Below are 18,677 nucleotides of genomic sequence, written 5' to 3' on the forward strand. Positions count from 1 at the left end.
TTTCAGATGAAGAACAACGTAACGGCCCTGTGCCTCACCACCATGCTCGGTGGCCTCACGCTGTCGGCTCTGCCGGCGTTTGCGGAAGACCTGGTGATCGGTCTTGCGACCGCGCAGACCGGTGGCCTTGCCCCCTATGACCAGCCGTCGCTGAAGGGCCTGGAAATGGCTGTCGAGGAAATCAACGCGGCCGGCGGTGCTGCCGGCAAGTTCCCGATCAAGCTCGTTGCCAAGGATACCCGCTCGGATGCGGCGCAGACAGCGCTGGTGGCGCAGGAGTTGGTCGACCAGGGCGTCAAGATCGTCATCACGCCCTGCGACGCCGATCCGTCGATCGCCGCCGGCCAGGTGACCCAAGCCGCCCAGATCCCGGCCTTCTCCTTCTGCGCGACAACGCCCACCATGCCGCTCGCCGTCGGCGATTACATGTTCGGCAACTATCCGGCCGACAACGTCCAGGCCTCTGTGCTTGCCACCTACGCCACCGAGAAGGGCTACAAGAAGGCCTACATCCTGAAGTCGCCCGACAGCGCCTATACGCTGAAGCTGCCTGAGTATTTCGCTGCAGCCTTCACCGCCAAGGGCGGCGAGCTGCTCGGCGAGGGCACGTTCAGCATGGGCCAGCAGGACTTCGGCGCCGAGGTCACCAAGATCAAGGCGATGAACCCGGCGCCGGACGTCATCATGACGGCGGCTTACGAGCCGGACTTCCCGGCCTTCATCCGCCAGCTGCGCGGCGCCGGCGTGACGATCCCGATTCTGGGCAGCGACGGCATCGACTCGCCGACGACGTTCGGCCTCGGAGCGACCGTCGATGGCGTCGTCTTCACCACCGCCGGCTTTGCCAGCGAAGGCAGCCCGCTCGCCGACTTCAACGTGAAGTACAAGGAGAAATTCGGCCAGGTGCCGGACACGGTCTACATCGCCAATGGCTATGACCTCGGCAAGGTAATCGACGCGGCGGTGACGGAAGCCAACAGCATCGATCCGGTCGCGATCCGCAATGCCATCGCTTCGCTCGAAAACGTCCAGGGCGTGACCGGCCCGATCACCTATGCCGGCACGCAAGGGATGCCGCTTCGCTCCGTGTCACTGGTACGCATCGAAGGCGGCAACCGCGAACTGATCAGCCAGGGCGTTCCGGCGGCCGCCGATATTCCGGCACCGTGATCGAACGGAGAGGGCAATCCCCGGTCTTGCCGGGGCTTGCCTCTGCTGTCGCCGCCACAGGCGCTTCGCAATCCATGGCAAGGACTTTGCCCCGATGATGATGAGTGAAATTCCCGTTTCGAAGCCGCTGCTGGAAGTCAGCGGTCTCAAGGTCGCCTATGGCGCGGTCGAGGCACTGAAGGGTGTCGATCTCACCGTCGGCAAGGGGCAGATCGTCACGCTGCTCGGCGCCAACGGCGCCGGCAAGAGTTCGACGCTGAATTCGCTCGTCGGCCTGGCGGGCAAGAAGGCGGGACGCGTGTCGTTCAACGGCCAGAATATTTCGGGCCTTGCGCCGGAACAGATCGTCCGGCTCGGCATGACGCTGACGCCCGAGGGGCGGCGCATCTTTCCGAGCCTGACGGTCGACGAACACCTGCTCCTCGGTGGCGCCATGCACAAGGCGCGCGGGGCGATCGCTGAGGTGCGCGAAGACATGCTGTCGCGCTTTCCGATCCTGAAGGAGCGGCTCACCCAGAAGGCCGGATCGCTCTCTGGCGGCGAACAGCAGATGCTGGCGATCGCGCGTTCGATGATGTCGTCTCCGGACCTCCTGCTGCTCGACGAACCCTCGCTCGGCCTTGCGCCGCAGGTGGTGGACCTGATCTTCGACCTGATCGCCGGTCTCCGGCAGAAGGGCCTGACGATCCTGCTCGTCGAGCAGAACGTGTCGCTCTCGCTCGAGATCGCCGATACCGGCTACGTCATGGCCAACGGCCGGATCGTGCTTTCGGGCACGGCTGCCGAGCTTCGCAATTCAACCGAAATCCAGGGCGCCTATCTCGGCGCCTGAGCCGAGTGCGTGGAGGGTCAATTCATGGACATGTTCCTGCAGCAGCTCGTCAATGCGCTCAGCCTCGGTGGCACCTATGCGCTTCTGGCGCTCGGTCTTGCGGTCGTCTTCTCGATCATGGGGCTCATCAACTTCGCTCACGGCGAGTTGATGACGGCTGCCGGCTACGGCCTCTGCTTCGCGCTGTTGTTGGGGCTACCGTTTCCGCTTGCGGTCTGCGCCGCGCTGATGATCGCAATCATGCTTGCGATGCTGATGGAGCGGATCGCCTTCCGGCCGGTGCGCGGCGCCAGCGGCACGACGCTGCTCCTGACGAGCTTCGCCGTCAGCGCCATCCTGCGTGTTCTCTTCCAGAACTTCATCTCCGCTCGCCCGAAGCCGGTGCCGATGCCCGAGAGCTTTTCCGGCACGATCGAGATCGGCGGCCTGCATCTCGGCCTGATCCAGGGCACGTCGATCCTCGTCACGATCATCATGCTCGCCGGCCTCAACCTTTTCCTGCGCACGACTGTGCTCGGCCGCGCCATGCGCGCGGCTTCGGAAGATTTCGCCATCGTGCGGCTGATGGGCATCCGCGCCAATGCGGTGGTCGCCACCGCCTTTGCGATCTCCGGCCTGCTCGCTGGCGTTGCCGGCATCCTCTGGGTGGCGCAGCGCGGCAGCGTCGATCCGCTGATGGGTTTCCTGCCGGTGCTCAAAGCCTTCATCGCCGCGATCATCGGGGGACTCGGCAGCCTGTCGGGTGCCGTTGCCGGCGGCTTCCTGCTCGGATTCATCGAGGTGTTCCTGCAGGCCTATCTGCCGGAAGGGCTGCTCAGCTACCGCGATGCCTTCACCATCCTGCTTGTCATCGGCGTGTTGCTCTTTGCACCCCAGGGCCTGCTTGCCCGCAAGACGATCGTCAAGCTCTAAGCACACAGCGGCCAGGAGATCGACCGCCTTCATGCCGACAGAAACGCCGCGATGGAAGCCCGCCGCGGCGTTTGTCATTGTGACGCGGATAGAGGAGCCGATCGTGTGAGTATTTCAGTCACCAAAAATCGCGCGATGCACCTGCCTGCTTCCAAGGTGACCCAAAAACGAAAAGACGCCGCGGGGAGGGCCGCGGCGTCTCGTTGGCGCTTATCTCTCGCGCAATTCCTGACGGAAATTGCTCGGGATCAGCGTGCCGGTGGGGCGTACATCAGGCCGCCCTGGCTCCAGAGTTTGTTGAGGCCGCGCTCGATTTTGAGCGGGCTATCCTTGCCGAGGTGGCGCTCGAAGATCTCGCCATAGTTGCCGACGGCGGAAACCGCCTGGTAGGCCCATTTCGGATCGAGACCGAGCGACTTACCCGCTTCGTTTTCGATGCCGAGGAAACGCTTCTGGGCGGTCGTCCCGTTCTCGAGAAGCTTTGCGGCGTTGTCCTTGGTGATGCCGAGCTCTTCGGCCTCGGTCAGCGCAAACAGCGTCCAGCGCACGACCTTGAACCACGGGTCGTCGCCCTGGCGGACGGCCGGACCGAGCGGCTCCTTGGAGATCACTTCAGGCAGCACGACGAAACGATCGGGATCGTTCAGCGTCAGGCGCTGGGCATAGAGCGCCGAAGCGTCGGTCGAATAGACGTCGCAGCGTGCCGTGTTGAAGGCCTGGATCGTCTGGTCGGCCTTTTCGAAAGCCACCACCTGATACTGGATGTTGTTGGCGCCGAAATAGTCGGCCATGTTCTGCTCGGTCGTCGTGCCGGTCTCGGTGCAAACGGAGGCGCCCGAGAGTTCCTTGACGCTCTTCACGCCAAGGTCGTTGCGCACCATGAAGGCCTGGCCGTCATAATAGTTGACGCCGACGAAGCTCATGCCGAGATCGGTGTCACGTGACAGCGTCCAGGTGGTCTGGCGCGAAAGCAGGTCGGCCTCGCCCGACTGCAACGCGGTGAAGCGCTCCTTGGTCGAGAGCGGTACGTATTTCACCTTGTCGGGATTGCCGAGCGCTGCAGCGGCCACGGCGCGGCAGAAATCGATGTCGAAGCCGCTCCATTCACCCTTGTCGTTGGGCGCGGAAAAGCCGAGCACGCCCTGGCTGACGCCGCAGCGAAGTTCGCCGCGTTCCTTGATCACGTCGAGCATGCCGGCGTTGGCGGCGGTGCCGGCGAGGAACGCCGCGCTCGCCAGTGCCAGAACTCCAAGTTTCACTCCAAGTTTCATTGTCCTGTTCTCCTCATTGATGTTTTTAGGGCATGCGTCTTCGCCGCCGGGATGCGTCCACATCCCGGCCAATCGGCTGTCGTTTTGCTGTATTCGCTCCGGCCTTAGCCGAGTCTGCTTGCCACGTCGGCGAAGGTCTCTTCGAGGACGGCGATGAGATGGTCCGCATCGCGTTTCGAGAAGATCATCGGCGGACGCATTTTCAGAATGTTGTCATGCGGACCTTCGGTGCCCATCAGCACGCCGCGGCGGCGGGCTCCGTTGGAGACGGCGCGGGCGAATTCGGTCGCGGGCGCCTTGGTCTTGCGGTCGGTCACGAGTTCGATGCCGAGGAACAGGCCCATGCCGCGTACGTCGCCGATCACTTCGTAGCGGGCCTGCATGGCGCGGAAGGCATCCATCAGATAGTTGCCGACCGAAAGCGCATTGCCGCGCAGATCCTGGCCCTCGATCACGTCGAGCACGGCGAGGCCGACGGCGCAGGAGACCGGGTTGCCGCCGAAGGTGTTGAAGTATTCCATGCCGTTGTTGAAGTTGTCGGTGACTTCGCGGGTCGTGACGACGGCGGCGAGCGGATGGCCGTCGCCGATCGGCTTGCCCATGGTGACGATGTCAGGCACGACGCCTTGTGTCTCGAAGGCCCACCAATGGCTGCCGACGCGGCCGAAACCAACCTGCACTTCGTCGGCGATGCAGACGCCGCCGGCCTCGCGTACGAGCCGATAGACTTCCTTCAGGTAGCCCTCCGGCAGGAACACCTGGCCTGCGACGCTCGGGATCGATTCCGCGATGAAGAAGCCCGGACCTTCGCCCTTGGCCTTCATCCCCTGGATCAGCTCGGCGACGCTTTCGGCGAAGCGCTTACCGTGTTCCTCGGCCGGCCAGTCCGCCGGTGCATGATAGCTGTCGGGAATGGTCGCCACGTGCACATGCGGCTTCGGACCCTTGCCGCCCTTGCGGCGGAACTTGTAGGGGCTGATGTCGATCAGCTCCTGTGTCGTGCCGTGATAGGACCAGTCGAGCGTGATCGCGTTCTCGCGGCCGGTATGGGCACGCATCAGCCGTAGCGCCAGGCTATTGGCTTCCGAGCCGCTGTTGACGAAACCGGCGACCGTCAATTCCTTCGGCAGCGTTGCCGTCAGCCGCTCGGCATAGGCGACGATGTTGTCGTGAAGGTAGCGGGTGTTGGTGTTGAGGATCGCCGCCTGTCTGGCCATTGCCTCGACGACAGCCGGATGGGCGTGGCCGATGTGGCAGACATTGTTGAAGCAATCGAGATAGGCGCGGCCGCTGTCGTCGATCAGCCACACGCCTTCGCCGCGCACGAACTTGATCGGCTTGTCGTAGGAGATCGAAAGGTTCGGCAAGAGCAATTCCTTGCGCCTTCTGACGATCTCCTCGTGCGAGCGGCCTTTCTTCTCGAAGAACTCCTCGGCAATGCCGGCAAAGGTGCGCGCATCCGGGAAGAGTTCGGCCCAGACGTCGAGAAACTGCGGTTCGCCGACGCCGAGGATTTCGGTCGCAGAGAGGCTGGTGTCGGCCGAAAGCTGCAGATGCAGATGCGGCGCCCAACCGCCGTTCTCCTTCGGAGCCCCCATTTCGCCCACGAGCGCGCCGGCCACAAGCCTGTCACCGGCCTTGATGCGTCCCATGGCTTCGTGCGCCATATGGCCCCAGAGCGTGACGAAGGGTGGGCAGCCCTCCGGCTGGTGGCGAAGTGCTATCAGGCAGCCATAGCCGAGCGGGTCTTTCTCGATCTCGACGCTGACCACGGTCGCCGCAAGCGGGGTGTAGAGCTTGGTGCCGGCGGCCATGAACAGATCGAGGCCGAGATGGCGGGTGCGGCGGGTGTGGTCGATGAAGCGCGAGACGAACATTTCGCCGGCATAGACGGTACGTTCTTCGCCAAAGGGGCCGATGCCAAGCTCGACGCCATGCGCGCGGCAATAGTCTTCCCAGATCGCCTGGGCCTCATCCGGCTGTTCGCCTGCGGATTTCACCGTCATCGGATGCTGCGGGTCRCCATAAGGAACGAGCGCTGCCGGGTAGGTGGCGGCCGGGCGTGCGAGCAGCGGTTTCAGCGTCTTGCGGTTCTCTCGGATCCAGGCGGCAATCGCGTGTGCGCCGGGGGTTGCCTCGAAGCCGCAGGCCTTGCGCAGGATGGCGGTGGCAAAACGCGGGTTCATCCGGTCGAGCTTGCGCAGCAGCGTCCAGGCCGGGCGTTCGCTGATCGCCAGATAGGGATTGTCGTCGGTATGGGCGCGGCGGGACGCCGAGATCGTCACCGACGTGACGAGGCGCATGGCGATGAGATCGAATAGGAGGTCGACCTCTTCTTCCGCCAGCGGATACTCCGCATGGAAGCCGCGGGCGATCGCGGCGGCGGCGCCGATCGGATCGGGATGGTCGAGCCCGGCATAGGCAGAAGCGATAGCCACCTCGGCAATCACGGGTGCATGCAGCGCGTCGCCGAAATCGATCAGGCCGGAGATGTGGTCATGATCGGCCTTGGCAACCAGCACGTTCCAGTCGTTGGCATCGTTGTGGATGACGGCGGCGCGAAGCGTGGCAAGCCGCGGCGCTACGGTTTCTTCGAAGCGGGTGAGGAAGCGTTCGAGCAGCGCGCGATCGTCGGCGGAGGCGACATGATGCAGCCGATCGGCCGAGCGGCCGGCATGGCGGATATCCCAGTCGAGGTCGCGCAGCGCGCCCGGATGCATGAATCCCTTGAGCGAAGCATCGAAGCGGCCGAGCATCTGCCCAAGCGACTGTAGCGCTGCGTCGCTACGCCCGGTTTCGGCAAGCGGCAGGCCCTCGACCCAGCTCACGAGCCGCAGACGATGGGTGACGCCGCGGGCACTGGTCGTCGAAGCGAGGCTCGCTCCGGTCAATGTCGGACGAATATGTGGCACAGGCAGATCGGCGGCATGGGTGCCGACATGCTTCAGCAGCGCCGTCTGGAAATCGCTTTCGACTTCAGGCTCGGCGGCATTGATGATCTTCAGGATAGAGGTGCTGCCGTCGTCAGCCTCGACCTTGAAGTTCTGGTCGCGTTCGCTGGCAAGCAGTGAGAGCGCGCCCGAGAGGCCGTAGTGCTCCTTCAGCAGCGCGGCTGCCGCTTCGGTCGAAAAGTCAGGCGTGGTCGTCAGCATATCGTTCATGGGGATCCTCATCTCGACCAGGAGATTTACACGGGCTGTGCCACGATGCATCCGGCAATATGCCGGTTGCACCGGCACTTTGTTTATAATAACCGTCATCTTGTCGGCGCGGCCGGAGGACGAAACTTGAACGACATAGACGCGATCGACCGCACCATCCTCAGCATCCTGACGCGCGAGGCGCGCATCCCGATGAAGTCGCTGGCGGGCAGGATCGGACTTTCCCGAAGCGCAACGACGGAGCGGGTGAGCCGGCTGGAGAAGGCGGGTATCATCAGGGGCTATCGCGCGGATATCGGTCAGCTGGACGAAGGCACCATCCACGCTTTCCTGCTGGTGACCCTGAAGCGCACGCCATCGATCGGCGTGCTCGACCGGCTCGCCGGTGTTTCCGCCGTCCGCAAGGTGTCATCCGTCAGTGGCCAGTTGGATCTCGTCGTCGAGGTCGAAGTCGGATCGATCAATGCACTCAACGAGCTTCGCAACGAAGTGGCGACGATGGAGAATGTCGAGGACCTGACGACCTCGATCGTGCTCCGACGGGATATCGAGCGGAGCTGATAGCCTCGGGATACTGGTTGCCCGATACCAAGGTGATATTGAACGGAATCGCTTCAGCCTTCGCTGAGCATTTCCGTTTCACCAGCGAAGCGTTCGAGCAGCGAGCGGCGCACGCGGCCGATGTCGCGCATCGGCGGCTCTCCAAAATGCCGGGAATATTCGCGGCTGAACTGCGACTGGCTTTCGTAGCCGACCTGATGGCCGGCGTCGCCGGCGTCGAGGCTCTCCTCCAGCATCAGCCGGCGCGCCTCCTGCAGCCGAAGCTGCTTCTGGTATTGCAGCGGACTCATGGCGGTGATCGCCTTGAAGTGATGGTGCAGCGACGAGACGCTCATCGACACGCGGTTGGCAAGGTCGTCGATCCGGAGCGGCCGCGAGTAGTGTTCCTTCAGCCAGGCGACGGCGCGCCCCACCTGATGCGGCTGGCTGTCGGTGGTCGCCATCTGCCTGAGGCGGTGACCGTGCGGTCCGGTCAGCAGGCGGTAGAGGATTTCCTGCTCGATCAGCGGCAGCAGCGCCGGGACGTCATCCGGCCGCTCAACCAGGCGCAGGAGCCGAAGGGTCGCGTCTTCGAGATCGGTGGTGATCTTGCTGACCGTCATGCCGCGGGGTGAGGCCGTGGGCGCCGGCCACTGGCTGAGCGAGGCCAGCAGTGCCTGGATCTTGCCGGGGTCGAGCGTGAAGGCCATGCTGAGATAGGGCTCTTCCGCCGAGGACTGGCAGACCTGCGAGAGAACCGGCAGGTCGATCGAGGTCAGGAGATAGTCGGAAGCGCCGTAAATCAGCGTCTCCTCCCCGAGAACCACGCGCTTTGCGCCCTGCACGATAATCGCCAGGCTCGGCCGGTAAGCAGAGCAATTGACCGGCGCCTCGCCGCCATGGCGATGGACGCTCAGGCCGGAAATACCGGTCATGTGGTCGCCGTCCTTTTCGGCGAACCGGGCAATGATATCGATCATCTCGTGGCGGGCGGTTTGTCGCGTGATTGTCATAATCTACGGTCTTTCCAGCGGCTTAGCAGTGTCTGAGGTGATGATCAGATAAGGCGCACATGTTCCATCTCCAGTGGCCTTATCTCATTCTCGCAGGATCGTGCAAAAACTTTGCAGGATCGCTCTAACGCTTGCGGCGTCCGTACCGCCATAGTCCGGGTGCGTCAGGCCGGGCTCCCTCCGGACCTGCACCCTTTCCCAAAATGAGGACAGACTGATGGCCATTGCAAGAGGATATGCGGCGACCGATGCATCGAAGCCGCTTACGCCTTTCACCTTCGAGCGTCGCGAACCGCGCGACGACGATGTGGTGATCGAGATCAAGTATTGCGGCGTCTGCCATTCGGATATTCACCAGGCCCGCAATGAATGGGGCAATTCGGCCTTCCCGATGGTCCCCGGCCACGAGATCGTCGGCATCGTGACGGCGGTCGGCCCCAAGGTCACCACGTTCAAGGTCGGCGATCGTGCCGGCGTCGGCTGCTTCGTCGATTCCTGTACCACCTGCGCCACGCGCGACCTGGACCTGGAACACTACATGCCCGGGCTGATCGCGACCTATAACGGCGTCGAAGCCGACGGCAAGACGCCGACCCAGGGCGGCTATTCCGACAGCATCGTCGTCAAGGAAGGCTACGTTCTGTCGATCCCGGAAAACTTGCCGCTCGACGCTGCCGCGCCGCTGCTGTGCGCCGGCATCACGCTCTATTCGCCGCTGCGCCACTGGAAGGCAGGTCCCGGCAAGAAGGTCGCGATCGTCGGCATGGGCGGTCTTGGCCATATGGGCGTCAAGCTGGCGCATGCCATGGGCGCCGACGTAACGGTTCTCAGCCAGACGCTTTCCAAGAAGGAAGACGGGCTGAAGCTCGGCGCCGATCACTACTACGCGACCAACGACCCCGAGACCTTCAAGGCGCTGGCAGGCACGTTCGACCTGATCATCTGCACGGTTGCGGCCGAGATCGACTGGAACGCCTATGTCAGCCTGTTGAAGGTCGATGGCGATTTCGTGTTGGTCGGCATTCCGGAAAACGCAGTGCCGGTGCATGCGTTTGCGCTGGTGCCGGCCCGCCGCAGCATTTCCGGCTCGATGATCGGTTCGATCAAGGAAACCCAGGAGATGCTCGACTTCTGCGGCGAGCACAACATCGTCTCGGAAATCGAAACGATCCGCATCCAGGAGATCAACGAAGCCTATGAACGCGTCGTCAAGAGCGACGTGCGCTACCGCTTCGTGATCGACATGGCGTCGTTGCAGGACGCCGCCTAAGTTGAATGCAGGCGGCCCGGGATCTGAGCGGATCCCGGGCCGTTCTTATTTTTCTGCGGCAGAGGCTCACACGAGCGGCAACGGTCCGTCGTTCTTGATCTCCTCCATGACAGCATAGGTGCGGGTCTCCTTGACGCCCGGAAGCGTCCAGAGCACCTGGCCGAGGAAGTTGCGGTAGGCCGCCATGTCCTCGAAGCGGGTCTTGACCAGATAGTCGAAGCCGCCCGCCACCATGTGGCATTCGAGCACGGCCGGCGCCTGTTTGACGGCGGCGGCAAACTGATCGAAGACATCGGGCGTCGTCTTGTCGAGCATGACCTCGATGAACACCAGCAGGCCGAAGCCGAGCTTCTGCGGATCGAGCCGCGCGCCGAAACCCGAGACGTATCCCTCCTTCAACAGTCGGCGCAACCGCTCGCTGGTCGCCGTCGGCGACAGGCCGATACGATCGGCAAGCTCCAGGTTGGTGATGCGTCCATCCGCCTGGAGGATGTTGAGAATTCTACGGTCAATCTTGTCGATCTGATGCATGGTTCCTCCCACCGATGCCTCAGGCGGCAAGTCGCGTTTCCGCGAGCTTCACCCAGTAGGAGATGCCGTGCGGGATCGCCTCGTCATTGAAGTCGTAGGCGGGGTGGTGCAGCCCGGCGGTGTCGCCGTTGCCCATGAAGACGAAGGCGCCGGGACGCGCGAGCAGCATGTAGGAGAAGTCCTCGCCGCCCATCATCGGATCGAGCGACGGCTTGACGTTGCTTGTCCCGGCAATCTCGGCTGCGGCCTTGAGCGCATAACCGGTTTCTTCGGCATGGTTCACGGTCACCGGATAGTTGCGGTTGTACTGGACGGTAACGGTCGCGCCGTAGATCTGGGCAACCCCCTCGGCGATCGTGCGGATGCGGCTCTCGCCGATGTCGCGCACTTCGGGCACGAGGGTGCGCACGGTGCCGCCGAGAACGGCGTCCTCCGGAATGACGTTATGGGCGAAGCCGGCGTTGAACTTGGTGACGGAGACGACGACCGAGGCGAGCGGATCGACAGTGCGGGACGCGATCGTCTGCAGCGCCGTCACGATCTGGGTGCCGACGATGATCGGGTCGATCGTCCTGTGCGGCTGCGCCGCATGGCCGCCGCGGCCCTTGATGGTGATGGTGAATTCATCGGTCGAGGCCATGATCGGGCCGACGCGGCTGCCGAACTGGCCGATGGCCATGCCCGGCATGTTGTGCATGCCGTAGACTTCCGCGATGGCGAAGCGCTCCATCATGCCGTCCTTGACCATCTCGTTGCCGCCGCCGCCGCCTTCTTCGGCGGGCTGGAAGATGACCGCGACGCTGCCGGCGAAATTGCGGGTCTCGGCGAGATACTTCGCAGCACCGAGCAGCATGGCGGTATGTCCGTCATGGCCGCAGGCATGCATCTTGCCGGATGTCTCAGACGCCCAGGGCTTGCCGCTGGTCTCGGTGATCGGCAGCGCATCCATGTCGGCGCGAAGACCGATGGTGCGGCCCGCGCCGAGATTGCCGCGGATCAGGCCGACGACGCCGGTGCGGCCGAGGCCCGTCACGACTTCGTCAACGCCGAATTCCTTCAGTTTCTTTTCGACGAAGGCTGCCGTATTCTCCACCGCGAACAGGAGCTCGGGGTTCTTGTGCAGGTGGCGCCGCCATTCGGTGACTTCGTTCTGGAGCTCGGCGGCACGGTTGAGTATCGGCATCGGTTCGTCCTGTCGGTCTGTTCGATTACTAATTGTATCTGCGTCTCTGCGGTGGATTGGCACCGGGCCCTGTGAATGGGCTTTGCCATCTCCTCGCCATATAGGCTAAATAGCCGGACGAGACGAGGCAACAGCGGATTTTTGAGGTCCTATCGTGGTGACAGCAGGATTTTTCACGCGTGGCAAGGTAAAGGCGCTGGGAGTGACGGCGGCGACTTGCGCGACGCTCCTTGCGGCGCTGCCGGCTGCGGCCAATCCGAGGCTCGTCGTCGACGTCAATTCGCTGAAGGTCTACGAGCATCAGGATATCTTCCAGAAATGGTATCCGGCATCGCTGACCAAGCTGATGACGGCCTATACGACTTTCCGCGCGATCAAGTCGGGGCAGCTGACGCTCGAGAGCCCCGTCATCATGACCAAGAATGCGGCGGCCGAGCCGCCGAGCAAGATGTTCTACAAGCCCGGCCAGGCAATGACGCTCGACAGTGCGTTGAAGATGATGCTGGTCAAATCGGCGAACGACATCGCCGTCGCGATTGCCGAGACGGTCGGTGGTTCCGAGCCCGCCTTCATCGAGCGCATGAACGCTGAGGCGCGCCGCATCGGCATGACCTCGTCCAACTTCATCAATCCCAACGGATTGCCCGGTGCCGGCCAGTACACGACGGCCCGCGATCTCGCGGTGCTGGCAATCACGCTGAAACGTGAATTCCCACAATACGCCTCCTATTTCTCGCTGGAGGGCATTACCACCGGCAAGAAGGACTATCCGAACTACAACAAGCTGATCGGCCGCTTCGAAGGCGCTGACGGCATGAAGACCGGCTTCATCTGCGCCTCCGGCTTCAACCAGGTATCGTCAGCCACCCGTGACGGCCGCAGCGTCGTATCGGTCGTGCTCGGCGAAGATAGCCTCGGCGCGCGTACCGACGAATCCGCGCGTCTGTTGCAGATGGCGCTGACGACGAGCGGCAACGGCAAGCCATCGCTGGTACAGATTCCGGCCTATGGCGAAACGCGCGACATGGTGGCCGATGTCAGCAAGCAGATCTGCTCGAAGGCGGCCGCCAAGGTGCGCAGCGAAGGCCGCGACGAGGCTGGACGGCAGAAACTGCTGTCGCCCTATATCCACGAAATCAACYGGCCGCTGAAGCTCGCCTTTGCCGGCCTCATTGCCGGCAGCGGGGAGAAGGCGCCGAAGGTCGTCGCCGAAGAGACCGCGCAAGGTGACGCCGTCAATGTGCCGATCCCCGTGCCGCGGCCGACATTCTGATCGGAGTTCATGATGGTTAGCCCCTTGCCGGCGGTGCCGGTCTCGATCCTCACCGGCTTTCTCGGTGCGGGCAAGACGACATTGCTCAACCGGCTGCTGAAGGACCCCGATCTCTCGGACACGGCCGTCATCATCAACGAGTTCGGCGATGTCTCGATCGATCATCTGCTGGTGGAAGCCTCCAGCGACGGTGTCATCGAGCTCTCCGACGGCTGCCTCTGCTGCACGGTGCGTGGCGAACTGGTCGATACGCTCGCCGATCTCATGGATCGCATGCAGACCGGCAAGATCAAGCCGCTGAAGCGCGTCGTCATCGAAACGACCGGCCTTGCCGATCCGGCGCCGGTGCTGCAGTCGGTGATCGGCAATCCTATCATCGCGCAGAATTTTCGGCTGGACGGAGTCGTCACCGTTGTCGACGCCGTGAACGGCCTGCAGACGATTGCAAACCACGAAGAAGCCTTGAAGCAGGTTGCCGTCGCCGACCGCATCGTCATCAGCAAGACCGGTCTCGCCGACGCTGCCCAACACGACGAGTTGACGGCGCGAATCCGCGCGCTCAATCCGCGTGCGCCGCTGATCGATGGCGACAGCGCCGAGGCGGGACGCGCCGAGCTGTTCGACTGCGGGCTCTACGATCCGTCGTCAAAGATCGCCGATGTGGGGCGCTGGCTGCAGGACGAGGCGCACCACGACCATCATCATCACGACCACGGTGACCACGATCACGGGGACCATCACCACGGCCACGATCATCACCATGGTCACGATCGTCATCAGCACCATGATGTGACGCGACATGGCGGCGACATCCGTTCCTTCAGCATCGTGCACGACCGTCCGATCGAGCCGATGGCGCTCGACATGTTTATCGATCTCCTGCGCTCGGCGCATGGCGAGAAGCTGCTTCGGATGAAGGCGATCGTCGCGGTTGCCGACAGGCCGGACCGGCCGCTGGTGCTGCATGGGGTGCAGAACGTCTTCCATACGCCGGAGCGGCTCGCCGCCTGGCCGGACCCGAATGATCGGCGCACGCGCATGGTGCTGATCACCAAAGGGTTGGAAGAGGCCTTCGTCCGCGACCTCTTCGACGCCTTCACCGGCAAGCCACGCATCGACCGGCCGGACGCCCAGGCGCTTTCGGACAACCCACTCGCCGTGCCCGGCATGCGGTTTTAAAGCAAGCTCCAGGAAAAGCGCGAAGCGGTTTTCCGTCCGGAGTTGCGATTTAGGTTTGAAGCAAGCTCCAGGAAAAGTGCGAAGCGTTTTCCGCCCGGAGTCGCGCTCACATAACACAAGCCAAGCCGCGTTGCGGGCTTGGTGCGTCTCAGGCACCCTTGCGGATGAGAAACCGATGGCCGCCGTCGGCGGGAGCCGCTTCCACGAGCTTGTGGCCGTCCTCGTTGCAGAAATGCGGGATGTCGATCACCGCCAGAGGATCTGTCGTCTCGATCTCCAGCAACGCGCCCGGCGCCAGCGTGCTCATGCGCTTGCGCGTCTTCAAAACGGGAAGGGGGCATTTAAGCCCCCTCAGGTCGTAGACGATCTTTTGTTCGTCCGGCATCAATTGCCCCAGATCTTCCAGAACGGGCGCTTCTTCGGCGGCTCTTCGGTGAGCACAGGCGTTTCCGCAGCCGCATCGGGCGCGGGTGCCGTTGCAACGGCCGCGGTCTGCTGCGGAGCGGCGGTCGCTGCGGCTCGCGCCTGCTTCTCGGCCTTTGCCGGCTCCTGAGCCTGTGGCGGCACGGCGGCCTGCTGTGCATTTGCTGCCTGATCCGGTGTGATGATGACCGGAGCAGGCATCTGAAGCTCAGGCTCGCTCTTGGAGAACAGGCTCCAGAAGGACTTCTTGGGCTGCTCGATGGCTGCCTGCATCACTGGCTGCGGAACGGGATTGGCAGCCGGGACGGGCACGTGCTTGCCGCCGTCGGTTGCCTTTTCGAGTTCCTTCTTCTGGATCTCGACGGCCTGCTTGGTCTCTTCCGCTTCCTTTTGATCGGCGAGCTTCTTCTCGAGATCGCTCGCCTTCATCATCTTGCCAGCGTCAAGCGAGTTGCCGGTCGGCGCATACGCGAGTTCGCGGCCGACGCGCTGCTTGGCGACGATCGCCTTGCGCTCGGCCTCGCTCGGCTCGTACCAGACCATGCCATCATACTTCTTCATCGCCTTGTCGTAGTCGGTCTGGTAGCTCTTTTCGAAGGTCGACATGGCGACCTGCAACGCCGGCGGCGTCGACATGGCCGGGCACTGGCCGCTCGGGTTGAACGGGCCGGAGGCCTGCTGGTTGAAGACGTACTTCTTCTCGCAGACGTTGACTTCAGGCGGGCGCTTGGTGACCTCGAACTGGTCGTAGCCGACCTTCAGCATCTTCCAGAAATCGATGTTCGGATTGTTGCGATGGCGCGCCATGTTTTCCGCGGTCATGCGGAAGGGGAAGGCCTGCAGCTGAACGCTTTCCTGACCACCCTTGAAGCTATCCCTCGCGAGCGCGAAAATCTCGATCATCTGCTCGTCGGTCATCGAGTAGCAGCCCGACGACGAGCAGGCGCCGTGGATCATCAGGTGCGTGCCCTGTCGGCCGTTCGCCTTGTCGAAGGCGTTGGGGTAGCCGGTGTTGATCGCCAGGTAATAGTTCGAATTGGGGTTCATCTGGTGCGGGAAGAGCGGGTAGAAGCCTTCCGGCGCCTGGCGGTCGCCTTCCTTTACCTTTGGCCCGAGCTTGCCGGACCAGGCGCAGATCTTATAGGTCTTCAGGAGTTGGAAGCGGTTGGCGGTGTTGGCCTTCCAGACTTCGAGCGTGCCTTCCTCCTTGAAGATGCGCAGCGCGATCGGGGCCTGCTTCTGCATCCCGAGTTCGCTCATCTTTCTGATCATCGGGGCAGAAAGCTGGTAGTCGGTCTTGTTCTTGACGGACTTGATGTCGACTGACGTCGTCGTATCCAGCGTTTCATTGGTGCAACCGGCAAGTGCGGCGACAATGGCGGCGGAGGCTACAAGGTTCCTGAAACGCATCAGCAGAGGCCCGTTCAAACCCAACTCGACTAGGAAAGCCCAAGTCCGCGAGGGGTGGGCTCTTCAGAGAATCACTAAGCGATTATACTTCACGAATTCTTAACCCTGCAGGGGACGCCTGCCGATGCGCTGTTCATGACCTCATGAATATGGCCAAGATTTGGCCACACTCCGCTTTGCAGTTGCGAAATTTGCTCCCGCAATCGCGCCCGATCCGGGCGGATAGAGATAGAGGGCGCGGGATTTCCGCCCGCATCCCGCTCCGACTTAGAGGTTGCGGCCGATATTGAGGTACTTTTGTCGGCGATCCGTGCGCAACTGGTCGCCATTGCGTCCGGAAAGTTCCTTCAGCGCGTCGGCGATCACGGTTCCGGTACGGCCGATGACTGCTTCCGGGTCGCGGTGCGCGCCGCCGACCGGCTCCTGAATGATGCCGTCGATGACGCCGAGCGCCTTCAGGTCTTCCGACGTGATCTTCATGTTGCTGGCGGCCTCCTTGGCGCGGGTCGAATCGCGCCAGAGGATCGAGGCTGCACCTTCCGGCGAGATGACGCTGTAGATCGCATGTTCCAGCATGTAGACGCGGTTGCCGGTGGCAATCGCAATCGCGCCGCCGGAGCCGCCTTCGCCGATGACGACGGTGACGATCGGCACGCGGACGTTCAGGCACATCTCGGTCGAGCGGGCGATGGCTTCCGCCTGGCCGCGTTCCTCGGCGTTAACACCCGGATAGGCGCCTGCAGTATCAACCAGCGTGATCAGCGGCAGGCCGAAGCGATCGGCCATTTCCATGACGCGGATTGCCTTGCGGTAGCCTTCGGGGCGAGGGCTGCCGAAATTGTGCTTGATGCGCGACTTCGTGTCGTTGCCCTTCTCCTGGCCAAGAACGGCGACCGGCATGCCGCGGAACCGCGCAAGGCCGGCCTGAATGGCGTCGTCGTTGGCGAAGTTGCGATCGCCGGCAAGCGGCGTGAACTCGGTGAAGAGCTCGGCGGCATAATCCAGGAAGTGCGGGCGCTGAGGGTGACGGGCGACCTGGGTCTTCTGCCAGGGCGTCAGCTTGGCGTAGATCTCGACCATCGCGTCGCGGACGCGCGTCTCCAGGCGTTCGATCTCATCCGAAGTGTTCACGCTCTCGTCTTCGCCGGCGAGCTTCTTCAATTCGAGAATCTTGCCTTCGAGGTCGGAGATGGGCTTTTCGAAATCGAGATAGTTGTGCATGAGATGCGTTTCCGATCATTTTGCGACAAGGGTCTGCGGGCCGAAACCAGCCTGCCCGGCGGTCCTAATCCTGTTTTTTCGCCTGTTTGGCAAGAGGGTGATGGTTTTGCACGAGGTTGTGCAGCCGTTCTTCCAGCACATGCGTATAGATTTGTGTCGTTGAAATGTCCGAATGTCCCAGCAGTTCCTGCACCGCGCGAAGGTCGGCGCCATTGGCGAGCAGGTGGCTGGCGAAGGCATGCCGCAGCACGTGCGGAGAGATCGTGGCGACCCTTACGCCGGCCCGAGCTGCGAGTGATTTCAGATCCCGCGCAAAGACCTGGCGCGGCAGGAAGCCCTGCTTGCCGGAGGAGGGGAAGAGCCACGGGCTTTCGCGGTTGCCCACGTCCTCCTTGGCCACTTCCTCGGCGAGCGTTTCGCCATAGGCCCGCATCGCGCGGATCGCGGCGTGGGAGAGTGGAACGAGCCGCTCCTTGTTGCCTTTGCCGCGAATGACCAGGAAGCGGCCGTTCTGCGCCAGCACACTTGCCGGCAGGGACACGAGTTCGCTGACGCGCATGCCGGTTGCATAGAGCAGTTCGATCAGCGCATGCATGCGCAGCCTGGCGAGCCGGTCAGGCCCGCCGGCTGAAGCTTCGGTTTCCGCTTGGCCGATCAGCCGCGAGACATCGTCGACGCTTAACGTCTTCGGCAGGCTGCGTCCTTTTTTGGGCGCGTCGAGAATGCCGGTAGGATCGTCGCTGCGCATACCTTCGGCGTAGAGGAACTTGTAGAATTGCCGGAGCGCCGACAGCCGTCGCGCCTGCGACGAAGGCTTGAAGCCCTGGCTGGCGAGATGAGCGAGGTAGCTGCGAAGATCGTCTGGCGTCGCCCCCGTCAGACCGGCTCCGAGCGTGCGCAGGTGCGAAGAAGCATCCTCCAGGTCGCGCTCATAGGATTGCAACGTGTTGACCGCAGCGCCGCGTTCGGCACTCATCATTTCGAGAAAGGCCTCGACATGGGCTGCGGAAAGATCGCTCATTGGGTCTTGTTCACCCGCTCGGACGGGATTTTCACGGTCACGTCGCGCTCTACCGGATCGACGAAGGTGACGAGAGAGACCATCGTGCCATACACTATTCCGGCGATAACGGCGCAGAAGAACAGGAACCGGAATAGGGTCGGCATCTCAATCTCCTCTGCATGTGCCCTTCGTGCGACGCGGACGCAAGATACGCATGCAGGTGTTCAAACGGCCAGTGCGTTTCACGGGTTCGAGTGAACGCGCGGCGCACGGCGGGTGCCAGAC

Annotated in this window: 17 protein-coding genes; 7 read left to right on the top strand and 10 right to left on the bottom strand. The window is 63.0% G+C overall.

Annotated elements, in window-relative coordinates; all coding sequences use genetic code 11:
- Nucleotides 1-6 precede the first annotated feature (6 nt).
- The 3 genes from AB4Z53_RS13500 to AB4Z53_RS13510 all read left to right on the top strand — a co-directional run bounded on the left by AB4Z53_RS13500 (nucleotide 7) and on the right by AB4Z53_RS13510 (nucleotide 2,914).
- Nucleotides 7-1,170: an ABC transporter substrate-binding protein gene (locus AB4Z53_RS13500; RefSeq protein ID WP_441596299.1), complete on the top strand. Its 1,164-nt coding sequence runs from the start codon at nucleotides 7-9 to the stop codon at nucleotides 1,168-1,170.
- Between the two features lie 94 nt (nucleotides 1,171-1,264).
- On the top strand, nucleotides 1,265-2,002 hold the full coding sequence (locus tag AB4Z53_RS13505) for an ABC transporter ATP-binding protein (RefSeq protein ID WP_441596300.1): 738 nt from the start codon (nucleotides 1,265-1,267) through the stop codon (nucleotides 2,000-2,002).
- Nucleotides 2,003-2,026: 24 nt separating this feature from the next.
- A complete protein-coding gene (locus AB4Z53_RS13510) occupies nucleotides 2,027-2,914 on the top strand; it encodes a branched-chain amino acid ABC transporter permease (RefSeq protein ID WP_441596301.1) in 888 nt (295 codons plus the stop codon).
- 248 nt (nucleotides 2,915-3,162) lie between these two features.
- Here the strand turns inward: AB4Z53_RS13510 and AB4Z53_RS13515 are convergent, their stop codons facing one another.
- Nucleotides 3,163-4,185 carry an amino acid ABC transporter substrate-binding protein gene (locus AB4Z53_RS13515; protein WP_441596302.1) on the bottom strand — a complete coding sequence of 341 codons (1,023 nt, stop codon included), beginning with the start codon at nucleotides 4,183-4,185 and terminating at the stop codon, nucleotides 3,163-3,165.
- 104 nt (nucleotides 4,186-4,289) lie between these two features.
- Entirely contained in the window at nucleotides 4,290-7,346 is a 3,057-nt protein-coding gene (locus tag AB4Z53_RS13520) for an aminotransferase class III-fold pyridoxal phosphate-dependent enzyme (RefSeq protein ID WP_441596303.1), read from the bottom strand.
- Nucleotides 7,347-7,472: 126 nt separating this feature from the next.
- Between AB4Z53_RS13520 and AB4Z53_RS13525 the strand changes: the two genes are divergently transcribed.
- Nucleotides 7,473-7,907, top strand: a complete 435-nt coding sequence (locus tag AB4Z53_RS13525; protein WP_223725414.1) for an Lrp/AsnC family transcriptional regulator — start codon at nucleotides 7,473-7,475, stop codon at nucleotides 7,905-7,907.
- Between the two features lie 53 nt (nucleotides 7,908-7,960).
- On the opposite strand, the gene AB4Z53_RS13530 is transcribed toward AB4Z53_RS13525, so the two are convergent.
- Complete coding sequence (locus tag AB4Z53_RS13530; RefSeq protein WP_113538688.1) at nucleotides 7,961-8,899, bottom strand: AraC family transcriptional regulator; 939 nt, start codon at nucleotides 8,897-8,899, stop codon at nucleotides 7,961-7,963.
- A gap of 217 nt (nucleotides 8,900-9,116) precedes the next feature.
- Here AB4Z53_RS13530 and AB4Z53_RS13535 point away from each other — a divergent pair, with 217 nt between their 5' ends.
- Nucleotides 9,117-10,169, top strand: a complete 1,053-nt coding sequence (locus AB4Z53_RS13535; RefSeq protein WP_441596304.1) for an NAD(P)-dependent alcohol dehydrogenase — start codon at nucleotides 9,117-9,119, stop codon at nucleotides 10,167-10,169.
- Nucleotides 10,170-10,235: 66 nt separating this feature from the next.
- Here AB4Z53_RS13535 and AB4Z53_RS13540 read toward each other — a convergent pair whose 3' ends face one another.
- Both AB4Z53_RS13540 and AB4Z53_RS13545 read right to left on the bottom strand, forming a co-directional pair.
- Nucleotides 10,236-10,700, bottom strand: a complete 465-nt coding sequence (locus AB4Z53_RS13540) for an Lrp/AsnC ligand binding domain-containing protein (RefSeq protein ID WP_034806518.1) — start codon at nucleotides 10,698-10,700, stop codon at nucleotides 10,236-10,238.
- Nucleotides 10,701-10,719: 19 nt separating this feature from the next.
- Nucleotides 10,720-11,883: a M20 aminoacylase family protein gene (locus AB4Z53_RS13545; RefSeq protein WP_441596305.1), complete on the bottom strand. Its 1,164-nt coding sequence runs from the start codon at nucleotides 11,881-11,883 to the stop codon at nucleotides 10,720-10,722.
- A 202-nt stretch (nucleotides 11,884-12,085) separates the two neighbouring features.
- Between AB4Z53_RS13545 and AB4Z53_RS13550 the strand changes: the two genes are divergently transcribed.
- Together AB4Z53_RS13550 and AB4Z53_RS13555 are read left to right on the top strand one after the other, a co-directional pair.
- Nucleotides 12,086-13,156, top strand: a complete 1,071-nt coding sequence (locus AB4Z53_RS13550; protein ID WP_441596329.1) for a D-alanyl-D-alanine carboxypeptidase family protein — start codon at nucleotides 12,086-12,088, stop codon at nucleotides 13,154-13,156.
- Nucleotides 13,157-13,168: 12 nt separating this feature from the next.
- On the top strand, nucleotides 13,169-14,335 hold the full coding sequence (locus tag AB4Z53_RS13555) for a CobW family GTP-binding protein (RefSeq protein ID WP_441596306.1): 1,167 nt from the start codon (nucleotides 13,169-13,171) through the stop codon (nucleotides 14,333-14,335).
- A 148-nt stretch (nucleotides 14,336-14,483) separates the two neighbouring features.
- Here AB4Z53_RS13555 and AB4Z53_RS13560 read toward each other — a convergent pair whose 3' ends face one another.
- The 5 genes from AB4Z53_RS13560 to AB4Z53_RS13580 all read right to left on the bottom strand — a co-directional run bounded on the left by AB4Z53_RS13560 (nucleotide 14,484) and on the right by AB4Z53_RS13580 (nucleotide 18,556).
- Nucleotides 14,484-14,720: a sulfurtransferase TusA family protein gene (locus AB4Z53_RS13560; protein ID WP_223725409.1), complete on the bottom strand. Its 237-nt coding sequence runs from the start codon at nucleotides 14,718-14,720 to the stop codon at nucleotides 14,484-14,486.
- Entirely contained in the window at nucleotides 14,720-16,168 is a 1,449-nt protein-coding gene (locus tag AB4Z53_RS13565) for a L,D-transpeptidase family protein (RefSeq protein WP_441596307.1), read from the bottom strand. The genes AB4Z53_RS13560 and AB4Z53_RS13565 overlap by 1 nt, the downstream gene beginning before the upstream one ends.
- 267 nt (nucleotides 16,169-16,435) lie before the next feature.
- A complete protein-coding gene (locus tag AB4Z53_RS13570) occupies nucleotides 16,436-17,389 on the bottom strand; it encodes an acetyl-CoA carboxylase carboxyltransferase subunit alpha (protein WP_223725407.1) in 954 nt (317 codons plus the stop codon).
- 64 nt (nucleotides 17,390-17,453) lie between these two features.
- Nucleotides 17,454-18,410, bottom strand: a complete 957-nt coding sequence (gene xerD, locus AB4Z53_RS13575; protein WP_441596308.1) for a site-specific tyrosine recombinase XerD — start codon at nucleotides 18,408-18,410, stop codon at nucleotides 17,454-17,456.
- A complete protein-coding gene (locus tag AB4Z53_RS13580; protein WP_113538697.1) occupies nucleotides 18,407-18,556 on the bottom strand; it encodes a hypothetical protein in 150 nt (49 codons plus the stop codon). The genes xerD and AB4Z53_RS13580 overlap by 4 nt, the downstream gene beginning before the upstream one ends.
- Between the last annotated feature and the right edge of the window lie 121 nt (nucleotides 18,557-18,677).

It is taken from the genome of Ensifer sp. 2TAB8 (genome assembly GCF_052115125.1).
In the GTDB taxonomy this organism is placed as follows: Bacteria; Pseudomonadota; Alphaproteobacteria; order Rhizobiales; family Rhizobiaceae; genus Ensifer.